Source organism: Albimonas donghaensis (assembly GCF_900106695.1).
GTDB lineage: Bacteria > Pseudomonadota > Alphaproteobacteria > Rhodobacterales > Rhodobacteraceae > Albimonas > Albimonas donghaensis.
In genome coordinates this window covers 92,214-111,182 of record NZ_FNMZ01000011.1, presented here as the reverse complement: position 1 = coordinate 111,182, position 18,969 = coordinate 92,214, and the positions used below count along the sequence as shown (strand labels likewise).

Annotated in this window: 20 protein-coding genes; 8 read left to right on the top strand and 12 right to left on the bottom strand. The window is 71.6% G+C overall.

Annotated elements, in window-relative coordinates:
- Nucleotides 1-19 precede the first annotated feature (19 nt).
- From BLV24_RS21770 to BLV24_RS19615, 5 genes are all read left to right on the top strand, one after another.
- Entirely contained in the window at nucleotides 20-2,275 is a 2,256-nt protein-coding gene (locus BLV24_RS21770; protein WP_176954845.1) for a cadherin repeat domain-containing protein, read from the top strand.
- Nucleotides 2,276-2,443: 168 nt separating this feature from the next.
- Nucleotides 2,444-3,055 (top strand): VPLPA-CTERM sorting domain-containing protein, encoded by a 612-nt coding sequence (locus BLV24_RS19630; protein WP_092685028.1) that lies wholly within the window; start codon nucleotides 2,444-2,446, stop codon nucleotides 3,053-3,055.
- A 203-nt stretch (nucleotides 3,056-3,258) separates the two neighbouring features.
- Complete coding sequence (locus BLV24_RS19625; RefSeq protein WP_092685026.1) at nucleotides 3,259-3,777, top strand: SRPBCC family protein; 519 nt, start codon at nucleotides 3,259-3,261, stop codon at nucleotides 3,775-3,777.
- Nucleotides 3,778-3,851: 74 nt separating this feature from the next.
- A complete protein-coding gene (locus BLV24_RS19620; RefSeq protein ID WP_092685024.1) occupies nucleotides 3,852-4,325 on the top strand; it encodes a (2Fe-2S)-binding protein in 474 nt (157 codons plus the stop codon).
- Nucleotides 4,326-4,352: 27 nt separating this feature from the next.
- Nucleotides 4,353-5,150 carry an FAD binding domain-containing protein gene (locus BLV24_RS19615; RefSeq protein ID WP_092685022.1) on the top strand — a complete coding sequence of 266 codons (798 nt, stop codon included), beginning with the start codon at nucleotides 4,353-4,355 and terminating at the stop codon, nucleotides 5,148-5,150.
- A 352-nt stretch (nucleotides 5,151-5,502) separates the two neighbouring features.
- Here the strand turns inward: BLV24_RS19615 and lpxK are convergent, their stop codons facing one another.
- From lpxK to BLV24_RS19565, 10 genes are all read right to left on the bottom strand, one after another.
- Nucleotides 5,503-6,528, bottom strand: a complete 1,026-nt coding sequence (lpxK, locus tag BLV24_RS19610; protein ID WP_092685020.1) for a tetraacyldisaccharide 4'-kinase — start codon at nucleotides 6,526-6,528, stop codon at nucleotides 5,503-5,505.
- Nucleotides 6,525-7,853 (bottom strand): 3-deoxy-D-manno-octulosonic acid transferase, encoded by a 1,329-nt coding sequence (locus BLV24_RS19605; protein WP_092685018.1) that lies wholly within the window; start codon nucleotides 7,851-7,853, stop codon nucleotides 6,525-6,527. The genes lpxK and BLV24_RS19605 overlap by 4 nt, the downstream gene beginning before the upstream one ends.
- A complete protein-coding gene (locus BLV24_RS19600) occupies nucleotides 7,850-8,644 on the bottom strand; it encodes a lysophospholipid acyltransferase family protein (RefSeq protein ID WP_092685016.1) in 795 nt (264 codons plus the stop codon). The genes BLV24_RS19605 and BLV24_RS19600 overlap by 4 nt, the downstream gene beginning before the upstream one ends.
- 21 nt (nucleotides 8,645-8,665) lie before the next feature.
- Nucleotides 8,666-8,908 carry a DUF4170 domain-containing protein gene (locus BLV24_RS19595; protein ID WP_092685014.1) on the bottom strand — a complete coding sequence of 81 codons (243 nt, stop codon included), beginning with the start codon at nucleotides 8,906-8,908 and terminating at the stop codon, nucleotides 8,666-8,668.
- 187 nt (nucleotides 8,909-9,095) lie between these two features.
- On the bottom strand, nucleotides 9,096-10,004 hold the full coding sequence (locus BLV24_RS19590; protein ID WP_092685012.1) for a c-type cytochrome: 909 nt from the start codon (nucleotides 10,002-10,004) through the stop codon (nucleotides 9,096-9,098).
- 2 nt (nucleotides 10,005-10,006) lie between these two features.
- Nucleotides 10,007-10,477 (bottom strand): c-type cytochrome, encoded by a 471-nt coding sequence (locus BLV24_RS19585; RefSeq protein WP_176954844.1) that lies wholly within the window; start codon nucleotides 10,475-10,477, stop codon nucleotides 10,007-10,009.
- Between the two features lie 226 nt (nucleotides 10,478-10,703).
- Complete coding sequence (gene ctaA / locus BLV24_RS19580; protein ID WP_092685008.1) at nucleotides 10,704-11,861, bottom strand: heme A synthase; 1,158 nt, start codon at nucleotides 11,859-11,861, stop codon at nucleotides 10,704-10,706.
- A gap of 251 nt (nucleotides 11,862-12,112) precedes the next feature.
- Nucleotides 12,113-12,517, bottom strand: coding sequence for an RcnB family protein (locus BLV24_RS19575; protein WP_176954843.1), 405 nt, complete (start codon nucleotides 12,515-12,517; stop codon nucleotides 12,113-12,115).
- A 321-nt stretch (nucleotides 12,518-12,838) separates the two neighbouring features.
- Nucleotides 12,839-13,378, bottom strand: a complete 540-nt coding sequence (locus BLV24_RS19570) for a hypothetical protein (protein ID WP_092685004.1) — start codon at nucleotides 13,376-13,378, stop codon at nucleotides 12,839-12,841.
- A gap of 142 nt (nucleotides 13,379-13,520) precedes the next feature.
- Nucleotides 13,521-14,366, bottom strand: coding sequence for an RNA methyltransferase (locus BLV24_RS19565; RefSeq protein ID WP_092685002.1), 846 nt, complete (start codon nucleotides 14,364-14,366; stop codon nucleotides 13,521-13,523).
- A 127-nt stretch (nucleotides 14,367-14,493) separates the two neighbouring features.
- Here BLV24_RS19565 and BLV24_RS19560 point away from each other — a divergent pair, with 127 nt between their 5' ends.
- Nucleotides 14,494-14,838 carry a TfoX/Sxy family protein gene (locus tag BLV24_RS19560; protein WP_092685000.1) on the top strand — a complete coding sequence of 115 codons (345 nt, stop codon included), beginning with the start codon at nucleotides 14,494-14,496 and terminating at the stop codon, nucleotides 14,836-14,838.
- Between the two features lie 9 nt (nucleotides 14,839-14,847).
- Here BLV24_RS19560 and BLV24_RS19555 read toward each other — a convergent pair whose 3' ends face one another.
- Nucleotides 14,848-15,480 carry an HD domain-containing protein gene (locus BLV24_RS19555; RefSeq protein WP_092684998.1) on the bottom strand — a complete coding sequence of 211 codons (633 nt, stop codon included), beginning with the start codon at nucleotides 15,478-15,480 and terminating at the stop codon, nucleotides 14,848-14,850.
- Between the two features lie 84 nt (nucleotides 15,481-15,564).
- Nucleotides 15,565-16,362, bottom strand: coding sequence for a class I SAM-dependent methyltransferase (locus tag BLV24_RS19550; RefSeq protein WP_218133481.1), 798 nt, complete (start codon nucleotides 16,360-16,362; stop codon nucleotides 15,565-15,567).
- Between the two features lie 222 nt (nucleotides 16,363-16,584).
- On the opposite strand from BLV24_RS19550, the gene BLV24_RS19545 reads away from it, so the two are divergent.
- Both BLV24_RS19545 and BLV24_RS19540 read left to right on the top strand, forming a co-directional pair.
- A complete protein-coding gene (locus tag BLV24_RS19545) occupies nucleotides 16,585-17,799 on the top strand; it encodes an NADP-dependent isocitrate dehydrogenase (protein WP_092684994.1) in 1,215 nt (404 codons plus the stop codon).
- Nucleotides 17,800-18,226: 427 nt separating this feature from the next.
- A complete protein-coding gene (locus BLV24_RS19540; protein ID WP_092684992.1) occupies nucleotides 18,227-18,907 on the top strand; it encodes a VPLPA-CTERM sorting domain-containing protein in 681 nt (226 codons plus the stop codon).
- The last annotated feature ends 62 nt before the right edge of the window (nucleotides 18,908-18,969 follow it).

Sequence of the window (18,969 nt, the reverse complement as noted above, 5' to 3'; positions counted from 1 at the left end):
TTCTATGGGGACTTTCGCGGTGACTTACGGATATTTCTCGTTCGGCGGCTGGTCGAGCAGCAAGGGCGGCTATTCTTCGTCCGGCAAATGCGACTGGGGCTATTCCTCGTCGAGCTGGGGCGGATCGAGCAAAGGCTCTTCGCACGGTTCCAAGGGATGGGGCGGCCACAACAAATCCAACGACTGCGACTGGGGCTACGGCTCCAAGGGCGGCGGGGGCGGCTCGAAGAAGCACGACTCCAAAAGCTGGTGCGATGACGGCTGGGGCGGCTCGAAGGGCGGCTGGGGCGGCTCGTCCTGGGATGATTGCGGCTGGGGCGGCGGTCATTCGGGCGGCGGTCACGGCGGCGGGCACGGCGGCGGCGGTCACGGCGGCGGCGGGCACGGCGGCGGCTGGGGCGGCGGCGGCTGGGGCGGCGGCTGGGGTTGCGACGTCAACGCCGAGCCGGTGTTCGAAGACGACTGCAACGCCTGCATCGAAGTCACGATCGACGAGAACACGCTCGCCGTCATCGACCTCGACGCCACCGACGCCGACGGCGACACGCTGACCTATGAGATCTCGGGCGGCGACGACGCGGCGCTGTTCACGGTCGACCCCGCCACCGGCGAGCTGACCTTCATCGACGCGCCCGACTTCGAAGCGCCGCTCGATGCCGACGGCGACAATGTCTACGACGTCAAGGTCAAGGTGACCGACGGCGAGGGCGGCTCCGACGAGGCCTGCGTGAAGGTCGAGGTCGAGGACGTCGACGACACCCCGCCCCCGTCGGGCGGCGGCGCCTGCCAGTTCACCCTGTCGCAGGACGGGCTCGACATCGAGGTCCACCTCACCGAGCTGCCCGACGGCTCGGTTCAGATCGAGCTCGCCGTGGCCGATGACAGCGCCAAGGTCGGCGACCTGCGCGGCCTGTTCTTCCACGTCGCGGACGAGAGCAAGATCGGCGGCCTGCGGATCACCGGCGACGACGTCACCGGAACCCAGTACTGCGAGGACCGGGTAAAGGATCTCGGCTGGGGCGCCAACGTCTCGGGTCTCGGCCGCTTCGACGCCGGCGTGAAGCTCGGGACCTCCGGCATCGGCAAGGACGACATCCGCTCCACCACGCTGGTGATCTCGCATCCCGACGGGATGAGCCTGGACGACTTCCGCAACCAGGACTTCGCGATCCGCGCGACCTCGGTCGGCTATGAGGGCGGCTGGCGCGGCGACTCGGAGAAGATCGGCGGCAATGCCGGCGAGCTCGACTGCGGCGGCGCCAACGCCAACTCCGCCCCGATCGCCGTGGACGACGAAGGCGGGCTCTGCTCCACCGACGCGACCCTGATCGACGTGCTGGCCAACGACTCGGACGCCGATCCGGACGAGGTCTGGGGCCTGCTCGGCATCAAGACCGACGCCGGCATCGAGTTCATGACCGACGGCGACAGCTTCACGCTGGACAGCGGCGCGGTGGTGACCCGGGTCGGCGACGCCTTCGAATACGATCTCAGCGGGACCGGCGACGACTTCGACACGCTGCTGGTCGGCCAGAAGGGCGCGGATTCGTTCGAATACGTCATCGGCGACGATGAGGGCGCGACCGATATCGGCGAGGTCGTCATCGACATCTGCGGCGGCGTCAACGCGGTCGAGCTGATCGACAACGACAACCCGCTGCTCGCCTCCATGGACCTGGGCCAGGTGCTGGATCCGGTCAGCTGGCTGGTGGAGACGGTCAACGCCGCGGTCGATTTCGACGAGACCGCGGCCGAGGCGCTGCTCGATCTCGGCGCGCTCGGGCTCACCGATCATGGCATCGACGGCCTGTTCGGCCCGGCCTACTGCGTGGATCGCACCCGCCCCGCCAACTACGACGCCACCGACGCGCTGGTCTACACCTCGACCGGCGACATTCCGGACGTCAACTTCGACGGCGGCGACGTGATCGACAAGGAGGAGAACCTGGACAACCTCAACTGGCTCCTGAGCCAGCGCTACGAGGACCAGGGCTACGGCTACACCGACATCCAGAGCGCCATCTGGCAGCTCATGGACGACGTGGGCGGCATCGACACCTCCCGCTCCACACCGGGCGTCCAGCTCACCGCGGCGGCGCAGACCATGTACGACGCCGCGATGGCCAACGGCGACGGCTTCGCGCCGACGGGCGCCGACGGCGACGTGCTGGGCCTGATCTTCCAGCCGGTGTCGGACAACGGCTCGGGCGGCTACGACGCCAACGGCCAGATCTTCGTGGTCGGCTACGACCTTCAGGACTGCCTCTGCTACTGAGGCCGCGACGCTTTTCCTCGGGGGAGGGATCATGAACGCGATGAACGACAATCCGGCGCGTCCGGTTCCAGTTGTTCATCAGTAACCCTGTGGATCGCTTGAAATGAATCAGCGGCTCAGGTAGCGTTTATACTGTGTGGAGGAGGCCATCGGCCTCAGGGGGTGAACATGAACTTTACCAGGATTATCGGAGCGATCGCAGGACTGGCCATGATGCCGGCCGTCGCGTCCGCCACGACGCAATATATCGGCAGCCCGGTGGGAAGCTACGATCTGACCGGCGCCAGCGGGTCGTTCACCATTGAATACGATGTCCAGTCCTTGCTGCCGGTCGCCGACGATTTCGGGGGAATCGATTATTTCGGCTTCTATTGGGAGCTGGTCGCCGAGTCGGGGTATGACTACGACATCACCGTGACCGGCACCCTGTTCGAAGGCGACGGCGCCGCTGAGTTCATCGCCACCGACTACAGCGCCAGCGTCGGGCCGGAAATCGGCTTCGGCTCCGCCGGCTCGAAGACCATCTTCGCGCGGGGCGATTATGACACCGGGATCAACGGCGGCAGCTACTTTTCGCCCGCCGTCTCGCTGCTCGCGCCCGCCGACAGCGTCTCCTACCTGACCGTCGAGTTCAGCGAACTCAAGTCCGGCTACCAGGAGTTCACGGTGAGCTACGCCAGCGCGGCGGCCGTTCCCCTGCCCGCCGCCCTTCCCATGCTGGGCGCGGCGCTGGGCGGGCTGGGCCTGCTCGCGCGGCGTCGCCGGCGCCGCGACGCCTGAGCGAAGCTCGCCCGCAGACGGACGCTTCGGCCCGCCTCATGGCGGGCCGTTTCGATTCGGGACCGCGAATTTGCCCCCTCGCTCCGCTCCATCGACCGATAGGGCGACCTAGGGGGTTGCGCCCGACCCGCCCGAGGCGCTTATCTGGCGCGGGCCGCGCGCCATGTCCGCGGCACCTGTCCCCGAAGCCATGGGAGAGCGAAGTGGAGCTCAAGGGAACGCGTGTCATCGCAGCCCCCCGCGCCGCCGTCTGGGCGGCGCTGAACGATCCGGACGTCCTCAAGGCCTGCATTCCGGGCTGCGAGAGCCTTGAAGGCAGCCCTGAAGAGGGGTTCGCCGCCACGGTCACGCAGAAGGTCGGCCCGGTGAAGGCCACCTTCAAGGGCCAGGTCACGCTCGAGGACGTGGTCGAGGGCGAGAGCTACAAGCTCGTCGGCGAAGGCAAGGGCGGGGCCGCGGGCTTCGCCAAGGGCGGCGCGGCCGTCAAGCTCACCGATGTGGATGAAGGCACCCAGCTCGACTACGATGCCGAGGCCAAGGTGGGCGGCAAGCTCGCCCAGCTCGGCAGCCGGGTGATCGGCGGCTTCGCCAAGTCCACCGCCGACAAGTTCTTCGACCGCTTCCAGAAGGTCGTCGAAGGCGTCGACGAGGCCGGCGCCGAAGCGACGCTGGAAAAGCCGCCCGAAGAGAAGAAGAGCTGGCTGAAGCGCATCACCGGCTGATCCGCGCGTCGCCGCGCGAACTTCAGGACACGCGCGTCACCGCGCGACACGACATTAAAGGGGAGGGATCGGCGATGCCGACGATTTCGATGACCGTGAACGGCAAGCCCGTCAGCGCCGAGGCCGAGGGCCGCACCCTGCTGGTGCAGTTCCTGCGCGAGACGCTGGGCCTGACCGGCACCCATGTGGGCTGCGACACGTCCCAGTGCGGCGCCTGCGTGGTGCATGTGGACGGCCAGTCGGTGAAGGCCTGCACCATGTTCGCCGGCGAAGCCGAGGGCGCGGACGTCACCACCATCGAGGGCCTGGCCCCCGGCGAGGGCGAGCTGCACCCGATTCAGGAAGCGTTCCGCGACAATCACGGCCTGCAGTGCGGCTTCTGCACCCCGGGCATGGTGATGACCGCCGCCGACCTGCTGAAGCGCAACGCCAGCCCGACCGAGGCCGAGATCCGCGAATATCTCGAGGGCAATCTCTGCCGCTGCACCGGCTACCAGAACATCGTCAAGGCGATCCAGGATGCGGCCGGCCGCATGGCCGCCGAGTAACCGACAGCGCCAGGCAGGAGACCCAGCATGTACGAATTCGAGCTCGTCAAACCCGCCTCGCTGGCCGAGGCGATCGAGGCGCTCAAGGCCGAGGAGGCCCAGCCTCTCGGCGGCGGCCAGACCCTGATCCCGACCCTCAAGCAGCGGCTCGCGCAGCCGGGCTCGCTGGTCAGCCTCGCCGGCATCCCCGAACTGGTGGGCGTCGAGGTCAAGGGCAAGGTGGTCAACATCAAGGGCGCCACGCCCCATGCCCGCGTGGCTGAACTGACCGCCTCGGCCTTCCCGGCGCTGGCGGCCATGGCCGACAATATCGGCGACCCGGCCGTGCGCCATCGCGGCACCATCGGCGGCAGCCTCGCCAACAACGACCCGGCCGCCTGCTACCCGGCCGCGGCGCTGGCCTGCGGCGCGACGCTGGTGCTGACCGGCCCCGAGGGCGCCCGCGAGATCGTCGCCGACGACTATTTCCAGGGCATGTTCGCCACGGATCTGGGCGAGGGCGAGATCGTCACCGAAATCCGCTTCCCGATCCCCGAGGCGTCGAACTACCAGAAGTTCGTGCAGCCGGCCTCGCGCTTCGCCATGGTCGGCGTGTTCGTGGCCAAATACGCCGACGGCGTGCGGGTGGCGGTCACCGGGGCCTCCGAGGAAGGCGTGTTCCGCTGGACCGAGGCCGAGACGGCGCTCACCGCCGACTTCTCGCCCGCGGCGCTGGAGAGCCTGTCGGTCCCGGCCGAGGGCATGATGGGCGACATCCACGCTTCGCCCGAATACCGCGCGCATCTGGTGGGCGTGATGACCAGGCGAGCCGTCGCCGCGTCCTGATCCGCCGCGCCTGATCCGGGGGTCGCGCCCCCTGCCCTGACCGGCCCCGGCGACCCCTCGCCGGGGCCGGTTGCGTTCCGGGCGCCCGGTGGAAAAATCTTTCGACGGGGCGCGACGGAGCCCGCGCCGGGCCGCGTATTGGAAAGGCAGGAGCCGGGCCGGCGCGCTTCCCCCTCGCGCGGCGACCTGGAATGCATGGCCGCATGCCGTTTCCCCTCAAAACGGCGGCCCAAAAAAAGCGGGGCGCGCCCGGGGCCGATCAGATCGGCCACGAGCGCGCCCCGAATATGTCGTGACGGACAGGATCACGACCGAGGGACTGTTAAACCTATCTCAACGGTCAAGGCCGAGGTCAGGCCGAATTGCGGCCATTACGCGGCAGGACCGCCTTTTCAAGGCGCCGCCTGAACTCAGCCTGAGCGACCAGCCTCAACTCAACCGGAAGCGGCATGGCCTTGCCCCGAAAGGCGGGCGGCAGGCGCACGGCGTCCTTTTCGGTGGTGACCATGCGGGCGCCGGCCTGCGCGGCCTCGGCCTCCAGTCTCCGCAGGGCGCGCGGCGCAAACGGGGCGTGGTCGGGAAAGGCGTGGGCGGCGACGATCTCGGCCCCCAGCCCGCGCAGGGTGGCGAAGAACTTCTCGGGCCGCGCGATGCCGGCGAAGGCCAAGACCCGCTCCCGGCTCCAGTCGATGCCGATGTCGCGGGCCGCGACCTCGCCCTCGATCACGGGAAGGGCGTCGAGCGCGGGCCAGCGCGCCCGCAACCGGGCGCGGGCGGGCGCGGGGCCCACCGCAAGCACCAGATCGGCGCGGGCGAGGCCGGCCGCCACCGGCTCCCGCAACGGCCCCGCAGGAATGCAGAAGCCGTTGCCGAACCCGGCCTCGGCATCGACCACCAGGATGGACAGGTCCTTGACCAGCCCCGGATTCTGGAAGCCGTCATCCATCACCAGCGCCTGCGCCCCGGCCTCCGTCGCGGCGCGGGCGGCGGCGGCGCGGTCGCGGCACACCCAGGTCGGCGCGAAGGCGGCGAGCAGAAGCGGCTCATCCCCCACCCGCTCCGCCGGATCGCGGGCGAGGTCCACCCGATGCGGCGCGCCCTGCCCCGCTGACCCGCCATGCCCGCGGGAGATCGCGTGCGCCTCCACCCCCAGATCCGCCAGCGCCTGCAGCACCGCGATGGCCGAGGGCGTCTTGCCCGCCCCCCCCGCGGTCAGGTTGCCGAGACAGATCACCGGGACCGGCGCCCGCCAGCCCGCCTTCGCCACCCGGCGCGCGGTGGCGGCGGCGTAGACCGCGCCCAGCGGCCTCAGCAGTCGCGCCAGCCAGCCCGGACGCTCCGGCGGGTTGGACCAGAAGGCGGGGGCGGCGAGGGTCATGGGCGGGGCTCCGGTTCGGGGGGCAGCAGGCTCAGCACCGCGTCCCGCGTGATCTCCAGCGCCCCGCGGCCGTCGCCCAGGGCGGCGCGGGCGGCCTCGGTCAGCTCGGCGCAGGCGGCGGCGTCGGGGACAAGGCGGACCAGCGCCTCGGCCAGCGCGGCGGCGCCCGTCACCTCCGCCGCGCCCCCGGCGGCGCGCAGGGCGGCGTAGTCCTCGGCGAAATTGGCGACCCGCGGCCCGTGCAGGATGGCGGAGCCGAGCGCCGCGGGCTCATGCGGGTTGTGCCCGCCCACCGGCGCGAAAGACCCGCCGACGAAGCTCACCGGGGCCAGCCGGAACCAGGCCCCCATCTCCCCCAGCGTATCGAGCAGATGCACGTCATCCCGCGGCCCCGGCGCCTCCCCCGCCCCGCGGCGGGACACGCGCAGGCCCCCGGCGCGCAGGGTCTCGGCGATCTCGGCCCCCCGTTCGGGATGGCGCGGGGCGATCAGGGCGATCAGTCCGGGCAGGCGCGCGGCGGCGCGGATCTGGGCCTGGGCCATGGCCTCCTCCTCCCCCGGATGGGTGGAGGCGGCCAGCCAGCAGGGCCGCCCGGCCAGCGCCCCGGCCAGCGCCGCGCGGGCCTCCGCCCGATCCGGCGGCGCGGCCCCAGCCTTGAGCGACCCCGCCACGCGCAGCCCCGCCTCGGGCGCGCCCAACGCGGCGAGCCGGCGCGCCACCCCCCCGTCCTGCGCCAGCAGGACGTCGAAGCGGCCCAGAAGCCCGGCGATCATCCGCGGCGCCCAGCGCCATCCCCTGGCCGATTTCTCCGAGATCCGGGCGTTGACCAGCGCCATGCGCACGCCCCGCGCCCAGGCCCCGTGGACGAGACCGGGCCAAAGCTCGCTCTCCACCCACAGACCCGCGTCGGGGCGCCAATGGTCCAGGAAACGGTCGATGGCGGGCCCCGCATCCACCGGGACGAACTGGTGGAGGACGCCTTCGGGCAACCGCTCCGCCATCAGGGCGGCGGAGGTGACGGTGCCGGTGGTCATCAGGATGGTCAGGCCGGGCCGCGCCGCGCGCAGGGCCTCGATCAGGGGCAGCGCCGCGAGGCTTTCCCCCACGCTCGCCCCATGCAGCCAGACCAGCGGACCGGGCGGCCGGGGGCGCGAGGCATGGCCCAGACGTTCCCCCATCCGCTCGGGATCCTCCTTGCCGCGGCGGGCGCGGCGGGCGAGGAGCGCGCGCAGCGCCGGCTCCGCCACGCGCGACAGCGCCAGATAGAGCCCCAGCGCGAGGGAACGCGGCGGGCGGGCGCGGCCGGGACTGCCGGGCGCGCTCATGCCTCGCGCAGCGGGGCGTCGGGGGGCGCGTCGGGGGACGCCGGCATGTCGGGGCCGGGTTCGATCGCCGGCGCGGGGTCCGGGGGGATCGGCGTGCGGCCGACCAAGCTGTCCGCCCGTGCGGCGACGCCGTTCAGCGCGGCCTCGATCTCGGCCCGGAACGCCTCCTGCGCCGCGTGGCCGGGTTCGGACGGCGGCTCGATCGGCTCCCCGAACACCTTCGCCCCGCGCCCGAAGGGAAAGGGCAGCACGAACTGGTCCCAGGAGCCGAGCACGCGCCCCCCCGCGACCGCGTAGGCGAAGGGGATCACCGGCACGCCGGTGGCGATGGCGAGCCCCGCCACGCCGGGCTTGGCGCGCATCCGCGGCCCGCGGGGCCCGTCGGGGGTCAGCACCAGCACCATGTCCTCGGCGACCGAGAGCCGCTCGATCGCCTCCGCGGCCATGGCGGCGCCGCCCTTGTCCTTGTCCGGCTTGCGCTTGTCGCGGGACGACCCGCGCAGCACCGCCGCGCCGAACCGTTCCACGCATTGGGCGATGATCTCGCCGTCGCGATTGGCCGAAATCAGGGCGAGCACGTTCATCGCCCGCGTCTTCTCCGCCGGCACGATCAGCAGGCGCCCGTGCCAGACCGGCACGATCCACCGGCCCGAGGCGCCGCGGATCAGGGCGCGGGACGCGGCGCCCTCGACCTCCCAGCGACAGGTGACGTCGACCAGCCGGATGTAGCCCGCGCCGAGGCGGGCCACGAGACTGCGCAGCAGCGGACTGGCCCGGACCTGGCGAAGCATGGGTGCGCGCGGACCTCCCGCTCAGCCCAGCTTTTCGGTGGGCGAGTCCTTCTTGGCCTCATCCTGCAGGCGGTGCAGGTGGGCGATGAAGTAGCGGCTGTGCGCATCGTCGACGCTGCGCTGCGCCGCGGCCTTCCAGGCGGTGAAGGCGCTTGCGTAATTGGGGAAGATTCCGACGATGTCGATCTTGTCGACGTCCGTGAACTCGTTCGAGGACGGGCTGACAAGCTCGCCTCCGAACACCAGGTGAAGCAGCTGCGCCATGGGAGCCTCCCGAGATTGCCGCGGTTGGGGCCGTGGGGCGGAGGTAGACCGCCCAGGGGCGCGCCGTCAATCGCCATGGTTGCCGCGGGCGTCCTGAAACGCCCGCGAACGGGCCGAAATCGGCCGATTTCGGCCCGATAGCTCTAATGCCGCGGAGAATTCGCCCCCCGGCCCGCCGCCCCCCAGCTCAGTTCGCCGGGGGGATGGCCTTGAGATAGGCGGCGATGTCCTCGCGGTCCTGCGGATCCAGCTTCGCCGTTTCCTCGACCACCGCGGTCATCGAGCCGCCGACGCTGTCATAGTCCGGGGTGAAGCCGCTTTCGAGGAAATAGGCGATGTCGGCCTCGGACCAGCCGCCGAGGCCCGAAGGGCTGATGTCCGGGATCGTGCCGGGCCCGTCCGGGTTCGGCCCGCCGCCCATCCATTTCGCCGGCTCCGGGCCGCCGAGCGCGTTGCGCGGCGTGTGACACTCGCCGCAATGGCCGATGCCCTCGACCAGCCGCCGGCCGCGCTCGGCCGAGGCCGACAGCCCCTCCGTCACCACCCAGTCCGGGTCGAAATAGAGCAGCTTCCACGCCCCCAGCCCGGCCCGGACCGAGAACGGGAACCCAAGCTCATGCGGCCGGGAGGGCGTCGGATCGGCCGGCAGCGTGCGCAGATAGGCGAAGAGATCCAGCGCGTCCGCAAGCTCCAGCCGCCCGTAGGAGGCCCAGGGGAAGGCCGGGTAGAGATGCTCGCCCTCCGCGCCCACGCCGCGCAGGAAGGCGGAGGCGAACTCCGCCGGTCCCCAGGCGCCGATGCCCGCCGCGACGTCCTGCGAGATGTTGGGGGCGACGAAGGTCCCGAACCCGGTCTCGAACCGCCGGCCGCCCTTGAGAACCAGCCGCTCCTCGCCGCTCGCCTCCGGGTCCGCGTGGCACGAGGCGCAGGAGCCCAGCGCGAACAGGCGGGCGCCGCGGGCGCGGGCCTCGGCGTCCGGCGACCAGCCGGCGGGGATCGCCGCCGCCTCGATCGGGCGGGGCGCGGTCAGCCACAGCCCCCCGCCGAGACCGGCCGCCGCGATCCCCGCGGCGACCAGGAGCGCGCGTCGAAGCACGCTCAGTCTTTCTTGACGCGGTAGTCGGTGTGGCAGGCCTTGCAGTTGGCGCCGACCATGCCCATCGCCTGCTTCATGCCCTCGGCGTCGGCCGGGGCCAGCTTCACCGCCGCGCCGGTATCGGCGATGAACTTGGCGACGGCGGCCTCGAAGCCCGCGGCGTCGGACCAGATCTTGGGGCCGGCCTCGGACTCCGCGGTCTCCGAGCCCTCGGGGAACTGGTCCGCGAAGCCCAGCGACACCGCGTGCATGGTGCGCAGCGCGCCCTGCACGGCGCCGGCGTCGAACTCCGCCTCGCCCTTGGCGATCCTGGCCATGACGCCCATCGAGGCGCCGGTGAGGTGCATCATCTCCTTGCGAAGCGACACCTTGTCGTCGAGCTTCGGCTCCACTTCCGTGGCGGAGGCGACGCCGATCGCGGCGACGCAGGCCGCGCCGAAGGCGGCGGCGGTCAGAGAAAGCTTCCTGGGCATGAGCTTGGGTATCTCCCTGTAGAGGTCCGCCACGTCTTTCGGGGCGTTGCGAAAACCTAGCATGGAGATTGCGTCAGCAAAGCGACCTTCGGGCCTGCGCGCGCGGCAAGCCGCTCACGAAACCGCGACCGTCGCCAACACGGAAACGGTCTGTCGCAGGGTGGGATGCGGCGCCGGAAGCCGGCGGGCGCGGCGCCCCCGGCCGGCCGTCCGGTCCAACGCCGGGTCAGCTGCGGGCGATACGCTCTTCGCCCGGCCAGCCGGCCTCGTGACGGGCGCGCAGGGCCAGCGCGAACAGCGTCAGCGCCCCGACCTGATGGATCAGCGACAGGCCCAGCGGCGCCGCGTGCATCACCGTGGCGACGCCCAGAACCATCTGCGCGACCATCATCCCCATCACCCAGTCCGCCCGGCGCTTCAGCCCGGCATGCCCGGCCCGGCGCATCCGCCACCAGAAGGCCGCGCCCAGCACGAAGACCGCGTAGCCCAGCATCCGGTGATTGAACTGCACCAGGGCCGGGTTCTCGAAGAAATTGGTCCACAGGGGGACATAGCCGAAGGACTCGGAGGGCAGGAACTCGCCCCCCATCAGCGGCCAGTCGATATAGCCCCGTCCGGCGTCGATGCCCGCCACCAGCGCGCCCAGCAGGATCTGCGCGAAGATCGCCCCCGCGAGGATCGAGGCGAAGCGCATCGGCCCCGGCATCCGCCGTCGCCGGGCCTGAAGCAGGTCGGCGCCGGACAGGCGCACCGTCCAGGCCAGGTGCAGCAGCAGGCCGAAGATCGCCACCGCCAGCCCCAGATGCGTCGCCAGCCGGTAGGAGGCGACGTCGACCATGGTCCCCTCCAGCCCCGAGGCGACCATCCACCACCCGATCGCGCCCTGCACACCGCCCAGCGCGCCGGGCAGGATCAGCTTCCAGGTCCAGCCCGCGGGGATCATCCCCCGCGCGAGGAACCAGAAGAACCCCGCCGCCCAGACCAGCCCGACCAGCCGGCCCAGCTGCCGGTGGCCCCATTCCCACCAGTAGATGAATTCGAATTCCGCCAGCGTCATGCCGGAATTGACCAGCTTGTATTCGGGGCTGGCGCGGTAGAGGTCGAACTCGGCCTGCCAGTCCTGCGCGCTCAGGGGCGGCAGGGCGCCGGTGATCGGCTTCCACTCGGTGATCGAAAGCCCGCTGTCGGTCAACCGGGTGAGCCCGCCGACGAAGACCATTCCCGCGACCAACCCCGCCAGCACGAACAGCCAGATCGCGATGGACCGGCGCGCGGCGCGGCGGCGGGCGTCGGCCTCTCCCGGCCGGGGGGCGGGCGCGCGCGCGGCGGCGACGTCCGGTCCCTTGTCGGAGACGTCCTCGAAGATCGAACGGGGCTTGGACATGGCGAGGCGCCTCCTGGCCGACTTGCGCGCCGCTCCCTCCCCTCGCATGGGGCGGAGCCGTGGGGCGCGGCGGAGCCCTGCCCCGCCGGCGCGCGCAGATCACCCCGAACGCCCCGCTGAGGCAAGAGCGACGGGGCGCCGCTGGGCGGAAAACCCGACGAAAAACCCGCCCGGAGCGGCTCCGGGCGGGGTCTCGGGGGATATGCGGGCGGCGGCGCGGCGCCGTCGCGCCCGACCTCGCCGCGTCGCGGTCAGCGCAGAAGCGCCGACACCGCGCCCAGCGCCTGGGCCACCTTGTTGGTGGCGTCCGCCACCTGCCAGATCCGGCCGTCGGCGCGATAATAGGTGTAGCCGCGCGGCGGGGGCGACAGGCGATAACGGTCATAGTCGCGGATGATCACGTAATCCGCGCGCCGCGGCATCGGCTCTCCGATGACGATCACGCGGTCCCTGTCCCGGTCCCGGTCATCGTAATAGGCGCGGTCGTCATGGTCGTCCCTGCCCTTGGACCGCTGCCATTCCTTGGCGCTGACGCCCTTCTTGGCGAGCCCCGGCGGAACGCCGCCCGGAGGGCCGGCGAGCGCCGGCGCGGCGGCGGCGCCGGCGATGGCGAGCGCGAGGCCGGCGAGGATCGAGGTGTCGAACATGCGTTTCATGGTCGTCTCCTGCGTAGCGCGCGCCCCCCGAACGTCAGCCCGGCATCGCGCGGGCGAGCCCGGAGGGGGCGGCGTCATGAAGCCCGTGGAACACGGGCGGGCGCCGGAGGAACGGCGTGCGGATCGGGCGGCGGTCGGCGGGGGCGTCGATCGCAGGTCGCCCCGTCGCGACCGCCTGTTCCGACAAGGATGGCGCGGAATGCGGCGGAGTCGCAGGCTGTTTCCGGGCGATTTCAGGGCGATGCGCCCCGGCCGCGAAACGCCTGCCCGCCTGGCGGCAAGGCGTCACGGCAAGGGGTCGGGTCCGGCCCTCGCGCCGGTTCAGCGCGGGGGCGAGCCGGTTCCGTTGAAGGTGTCGCGGCGGAACCAGGGGCCGTCATCGGCGCTGGCGCGGCGATTGTTCTGCTGGCGGCGCCGGTCGGGCTGGTCGTCGCGGCGCGGGGCGCGGGCGTCGTCGCGTCCGCGGTCGCCCTTGCCGGCCCCATCGCGGTCGCGGTCGCGATCACGGTCCCTGTCGCGATCACGGCCCGCCTGCCGTCCGCCGCCGCGACCGGACCCGCGGTCCTCGTCCCGGTCGCGATGCGCGTCGCGGCGGGGGCCTCCGCCTCCGTGGTCGTCGCGATAGCCATGGCCATGGTCCCGGTAGCGCGGCGCCTGCGAAGCGTGGCGGTGGCCGTGATAGGGGGCGCGGTAGCGGTCGCGCATCCAGAACACCCGCCAGTTGGGAACATGGACGGCTTCGCGCCGGTAATAGCCCGCGGGGTCGCTGTAGACGGCCCCGCCGGCGACGGGTCCGGTCACGACCGGCGCGCAGGCGGCGGTCAGGGCCAGCGCGACGCAGGCGGCGATGGCGCGGTGCATGGCGGTCTCCTCCTCCCGGAATCGGGGCCTTCGGCGGCGCGCGGCGCTCGGGCGCTCATCGTGCCTGAGTCGCCCCCGAAAGCGGACGCCGCAAGGCGACAATCGGGCGGATCGGCGCCGATCCGCGCAGCGGGACGCGCTCTCAGTCCTCGCCCGGCCCCGCCTCGGGCCGTTGCGCGCCGCCGGGGGCCGTCTCCGCCTCGCGCAGCGCCCGGGCGCGCAGGCGCTTGGGGCCCTCCGCCAGCGCCCGGATCACGCCGCGCATCGTGCGCACGTCCTGATCGGTCAGCGGCGCGCGGGAGAAGAGGTTGCGGATGTTCTGGCGGATCGAGCGCGATTTCTCCTCCGGGTAGAAGAAGTTCGCGCCCTCCAGCTCATTCTCCAGATGCTCGATCATCCGGTCGACCATGACCCGCGTGGCGATCTCCCCGCGCTGGGTCTCGAACACCGCATGCTCCAGCTCGCTCGCCTGCCGGCGCCATTCGTAGCCGGTCAGCAGCACGCATTGCGCAAGGTTCAGCGACGCGAAGGCCGGGTTGGCGGGCACCGAGATCGTGGCCTGCGCGCGGACCACGTCCTCGGTCTCCAGCCCCGTGCGCTCGGGCCCGAACATGACGCCGACCTTCTGGCCCGCGCGGATCCGCTCATAGGCGTCGCGCATGGCGCCTTCGGGGGTGAAGACGGTGCGCGTCAGCTCCCGCGGGCGGGCGGTTGTGGCGTAGACGTATTCGAGATCCTCCAGCGCGCCGGGCACGGTCTCGGTCAGCTTCATGCGGTCCAGCACCCGGCTCGCGCCCGAGCTGAGCGCGATGGCGCGGGGATTGGGCCAGCCGTCGCGCGGGTCGACGATGCGCATCTGGTCGAGCCCGAAATTCCACATGGCGCGGGCCGCGGCCCCGATGTTCTCGCCCAATTGCGGGCGCACCAGCACGAATACCGGCTGATGGGTCTCGGTCACGGGGGTCTTGGCGCTGTCGGTGCCGCTCATTGGGGTGGTCTCCTGCGTATCGGGGCGCGGTTACGCCGCGCAGGCGCGCAGGGCAAGAGCCAAGGGGTTTTCCCCGCGCGCGCGGGCGGGCAGGATCGCGGGCGAGGACGGGATAGGGAGAGCCGCGATGGCCCATGATCCGGCGGTGCTGGCCGCCCTGCGCGCCGCCCTGGGGGAGGCCGACCTGGAGGTCATGGAAAAGCGCATGTTCGGCGGCTGCTGCCTGATGTGGCGCGGGCATATGCTGGCCGTGGCGCGGGGCGATCGCGGCGGCCACGGGGCCTTCGCCCGGGTGGGCGCGCAGGCCATGCCCCGCGCGCTCGCCCTGCCCGGCGCCGCGCCGATGGTCATGCGCGGCCGCCCCACGGCGGATTTCGTCCATGTCCCGCGGGAAACGGCGCTCGACCCCGCCCATGCCGGCGCGCTGATCGGGATGGCGCTGGACTTCGTGGGGCGGTTGCCGGCGAAGTGACCCTGCCGCTCAGGCGCCCCGCGCCGCGAAATACGCCCTGATCCGGTCGCGGATGCGCGGCCACAGCCCCGGCGCCCCGCGCGCGATCGGCGGGCCGCAGCGGTCCAGCACCTGCTGTTCGGACACGCGGAAATCCGGCCAGGTGCCGCCGCCGGTGGCGAGGTTCAGCATCACCGGCTGCATCCGGTCCAGCGCCTTGGCGAAGCGGGCGTCGGGGGTCTCGGCCGCCTCGAATTCCCGCCACAGCGCCAGCATCTCCCCCGCCTCCGCCGCGGGCAGCAGGCCGAAGATGCGCGCGGCGGCGGCGTCCTCGATGGCGTCGAGATCCGCCCGCTTCTCCCCATGGAACGGCGTGTCGCCGGCGTCGATCTCCACCAGGTCGTGGATCAGCAGCATCCGGATCACCCGATCCACGCTCGCCCCCTCCGCCGCCTCCGACCCCAGGGCCAGGGCGTAGAGCGCGAGGTGCCAGGAATGCTCCGCCGAGTTCTCGCGCCGCCCGCCGGCGACGCGGCCCGCGCGCTCGATCTCCTTGAGACGGTCGGCCTCCATCAGGAAGGCGAGCCGCCGCTCGGTCGGGTCGGCGGGGTCGAAGGCGATGGGCGTGGGCGTGAAGGCTGCGGAGGGGTCTGGCGCGGTCATCGGCGGGCTCCTGATCTTGCGCCGACGTTCTGCGCCCGGCGGCGGGGAAACGCAAATCGGCGCCGGTCGGCGGGGCGCGCGCCCTCAGACCCGGCGCATCCACAGGCTCGATTCCGGCGCCCCCGCCCAGGGCAGCCCCGCCACGCCTGGCCGCGCCCCCGCCCCCATCCGCCTCGCGGCGTAATGCGAGGCGAAGACCGGCGCGAAGGCCCCCGACAGCAGCCAGGGCGCAAGCCCGTTCTGCTCGGCGTAACCCCGCCATTCCCAGTCCGCCGGGTAGCCGTCGGGCAGGAACACGTCATGGACATGGACCAGAACGCCCCGCGCCAGCGCCGGCAGGATGGCGTTGAGGATCAGGTCCACATCCGTCCCCGGCTGCAGCAGATGCGAGCTGTCGAAGACCGCCATGTCTCCGGGCTCCAGCGCCTCGAACAGCGGCAGATGCGCCTCCGAGAGCAGCTCCCCCCGCCAGTCGACGGGCAGGTCCAGCAGCGCCGCGCGGGGGGCCGGGTCGATGCAGGTCTGGCGGGTCTCGGCCCCCGCCGCCGCCACGGCGCGGGCCAGAAAGCGGGTGGAATGGCCCGAACCGACCTCCACGATCCGGCCCGGCGGCGCGGTCCGGGCCAGCGCATAGGCCGCCGCCCCGTCCAGCCGCGGGAACCAGTCCTGCTCCCAGCGCGGCGCAGGCGCCGGGCCGCCGAGCGCCGCCAGCTCCTCCGCCAGCCCGTCGATGGCGTCCAGCACCGCGGCGAAGGCGGGTTCGGCCGCCGCGAACAGCGCCTCCACCGCCGGATAGCCCGCGGGCGGAACCACCCCGTCCGCGTAGCGATAGGGAATGAAGAACCCCTGCCGCCGCCCGCCCAGCAGCGTCCCCAGCCCCATCCTCAACCGTCTCATCCGCAGACTTGCCATGCGGGCCCCTTCATTGTATGCAGCCGCATGCATTAGCCGCGAACGGGTCGATTTGCCCTGTCCGAAATGTGGACGCTGCATGTCGGTCGTCGTAGGTTGGCCCCAACTTGGCCGAACCCGGAATCCCCGGCGAGGCCTCCCAGCGCCGCAGGCGCGCCCACGCGACACCCCCCGCGCCTCAAGGAGAGCCGCATGAGCAAGATCAAGGTCGAAAACCCCGTCGTCGAGCTCGATGGCGACGAGATGACCCGGATCATCTGGGACTTCATCAAGAAGAAGCTGATCCTGCCCTATCTCGACGTCGACCTGCTGTATTACGACCTCGGCATCGAGGAGCGTGACCGCACCGACGACCAGATCACCATCGACGCGGCCGAGAAGATCAAGGAAGTCGGCGTCGGCGTGAAATGCGCCACCATCACCCCCGACGAGGACCGGGTGGAGGAGTTCGGGCTGAAGGCGATGTATCGCTCGCCCAACGGCACCATCCGCAACATCCTCGGCGGCGTCATCTTCCGCGAGCCGATCATCTGCAAGAACGTGCCCCGGCTCGTGCCCGGCTGGACCCAGCCCATCGTGGTCGGCCGTCACGCCTTCGGCGACCAGTACCGCGCCACCGATTTCCGCTTCCCCGGCAAGGGCAAGCTGACCATCAAGTTCGTCGGCGACGACGGCGAGGTGATCGAGCGCGAGGTCTTCCAGGCCCCCGGCGCCGGCGTCACCATGGCGATGTACAACCTCGACGACTCGATCCGCGACTTCGCCCGCGCCTCGATGAACTACGGCCTGGCCCGCGGCTGGCCGGTCTACCTGTCGACCAAGAACACCATCCTCAAGGCCTATGACGGCCGCTTCAAGGATCTGTTCCAGGAGGTCTTCGAGCAGGAGTTCGAGGACAAGTTCAAGAAGGCCGGCATCACCTACGAGCACCGCCTGATCGACGACATGGTCGCCTGCGCCATGAAGTGGTCCGGCGGCTACGTCTGGGCCTGCAAGAACTACGACGGCGACGTGCAGTCCGACACCGTGGCCCAGGGCTTCGGCTCGCTCGGCCTGATGACCTCGCAGCTGATGACGCCGGACGGCAAGATCGTGGAGGCCGAGGCCGCCCACGGCACCGTCACCCGGCACTACCGTCAGCACCAGGCGGGCAAGGAGACCTCGACCAACTCCATCGCCTCGATCTTCGCCTGGACCGGCGGCCTGAAGCACCGCGCCAAGCTGGACGGCAACGACGCGCTGCTGAACTTCGCCACCACCATGGAGAAGGTCGTGGTCGACACGGTCGAGAGCGGCTCCATGACCAAGGATCTCGCCCTGCTGGTCGGCCCCGACCAGAAGTGGCTGACCACCATGGGCTTCCTCGAGAAGGTGGACGAGAACCTCAACAAGGCGCTGGCCGGCTGAGCCGACCCGCCTTCGCGCTTCGGCGCCGAGACCGCTTCGGGGGGCCCGCGCGATCATCGCGCGGGCCCTTCGCGCATCCGGACCCGCGCGGTCCCTCCCGCCCCCAAGGGGCGATGCGCTGCGCCGGAACGGGCTCCGTCGCCGGAGAGATCGCCCGACAGTTGCGGCCATCAACTTATGTCTGCGTCAAGTCGTCCGCACCCATCGCTCCACCCCCGGAATTCACCGCCATGTCATCCATTTGCCCGTGAATGGCGTAGCGCTGCGTAATTCTCGCGTTTAGCGGCGCCCGGCCGCGAAACCTGCGCGGCCCAGACCAGGCGGCGGGCGCAAGGGGGCGCCCCCCGGGTATGTGCGGCGAAGGCGTTCCCGGATCGCTCCGGGAGCATGTCATCCGCGCCGCCTATGTGTTGCAGGGGACGAACGAGTGCGTTTCTCAAGATTTCTCGGCGGCGGCATCGGCGTCGGCGCGATGGCGCTGCTGAGCGCCGCCGCCGCCTCCGCGGCGCCCATGATCGATCAGTCGTATCTGCCGTCGATGACCTACACCTATTCGGTCGAGGCGGACGGGCGCGACGGCGTCGTGGCCCAGACCTTCACCGCGGGGACGACCGGCAGCCTCACGCGGGTGGGGATGCAGTTCATCGCGCTGGTGACGGGCAGCTACTCCTTCCAGTTCCGGCTCGGCATCCGGGAGGTCGGCGTCGACGGCGCGCCCGACTTCGACGCGGACTACCTCTCGGTCCAGACCGAGTTCGTGCCCACGGCCGGCTTTCCCGTCTTCTCGCCCATCCTGCTCACATTCGATCTCGCCACGGCGGTCAGCCTCACCAGCGGCTCCACCTACGCCATCGAGCTTCAGCGCACGGGCGGCAGCGTGCCGCTCACCTGGGTCGCCAATTATAACGGCGCGCCCTACGACGCGGGAAACCCGTACCGCTACTATAACGACAACGGCACGCTGGAGCCGCTCGGCGCCGACCGCGACGCCAGTTTCGTCACCTGGGTGGACGCGGAGGCCCCGGTCACGGGCGTGCCCCTGCCCGCCGCCGGCTGGCTGCTGATCGCCGGGCTCGGCGCGCTGGGCCTCGCGCGCCGCAGGGCCTGACCCGCCCGCCGACGGAGGCCGGAGCGCGCGCAACCCCGGGCGCTCCGGCCGCGCGCCCTGCC

Bases quoted from the DNA above. Each gene is read 5' to 3' on its own strand.
- lpxK (WP_092685020.1), bottom strand. From the start codon at position 6,528: ATGACCCTCGCCGCCCCCGCCTTCTGGTCCAACCCGCCGGAGCGTCCG.
- BLV24_RS19595 (WP_092685014.1), bottom strand. From the start codon at position 8,908: ATGGCGCAGCTGCTTCACCTGGTGTTCGGAGGCGAGCTTGTCAGCCCG.
- BLV24_RS19555 (WP_092684998.1), bottom strand. From the start codon at position 15,480: ATGACCGCGCCAGACCCCTCCGCAGCCTTCACGCCCACGCCCATCGCC.
- BLV24_RS19570 (WP_092685004.1), bottom strand. From the start codon at position 13,378: ATGCACCGCGCCATCGCCGCCTGCGTCGCGCTGGCCCTGACCGCCGCC.
- BLV24_RS19620 (WP_092685024.1), top strand. From the start codon at position 3,852: ATGCCGACGATTTCGATGACCGTGAACGGCAAGCCCGTCAGCGCCGAG.
- BLV24_RS19560 (WP_092685000.1), top strand. From the start codon at position 14,494: ATGGCCCATGATCCGGCGGTGCTGGCCGCCCTGCGCGCCGCCCTGGGG.
- BLV24_RS19585 (WP_176954844.1), bottom strand. From the start codon at position 10,477: ATGCCCAGGAAGCTTTCTCTGACCGCCGCCGCCTTCGGCGCGGCCTGC.
- BLV24_RS19605 (WP_092685018.1), bottom strand. From the start codon at position 7,853: ATGAGCGCGCCCGGCAGTCCCGGCCGCGCCCGCCCGCCGCGTTCCCTC.
- BLV24_RS19550 (WP_218133481.1), bottom strand. From the start codon at position 16,362: ATGGGGCTGGGGACGCTGCTGGGCGGGCGGCGGCAGGGGTTCTTCATT.
- BLV24_RS19565 (WP_092685002.1), bottom strand. From the start codon at position 14,366: ATGAGCGGCACCGACAGCGCCAAGACCCCCGTGACCGAGACCCATCAG.
- BLV24_RS19600 (WP_092685016.1), bottom strand. From the start codon at position 8,644: ATGCTTCGCCAGGTCCGGGCCAGTCCGCTGCTGCGCAGTCTCGTGGCC.
- ctaA (WP_092685008.1), bottom strand. From the start codon at position 11,861: ATGTCCAAGCCCCGTTCGATCTTCGAGGACGTCTCCGACAAGGGACCG.
- BLV24_RS19575 (WP_176954843.1), bottom strand. From the start codon at position 12,517: ATGAAACGCATGTTCGACACCTCGATCCTCGCCGGCCTCGCGCTCGCC.
- BLV24_RS19545 (WP_092684994.1), top strand. From the start codon at position 16,585: ATGAGCAAGATCAAGGTCGAAAACCCCGTCGTCGAGCTCGATGGCGAC.
- BLV24_RS19630 (WP_092685028.1), top strand. From the start codon at position 2,444: ATGAACTTTACCAGGATTATCGGAGCGATCGCAGGACTGGCCATGATG.
- BLV24_RS19615 (WP_092685022.1), top strand. From the start codon at position 4,353: ATGTACGAATTCGAGCTCGTCAAACCCGCCTCGCTGGCCGAGGCGATC.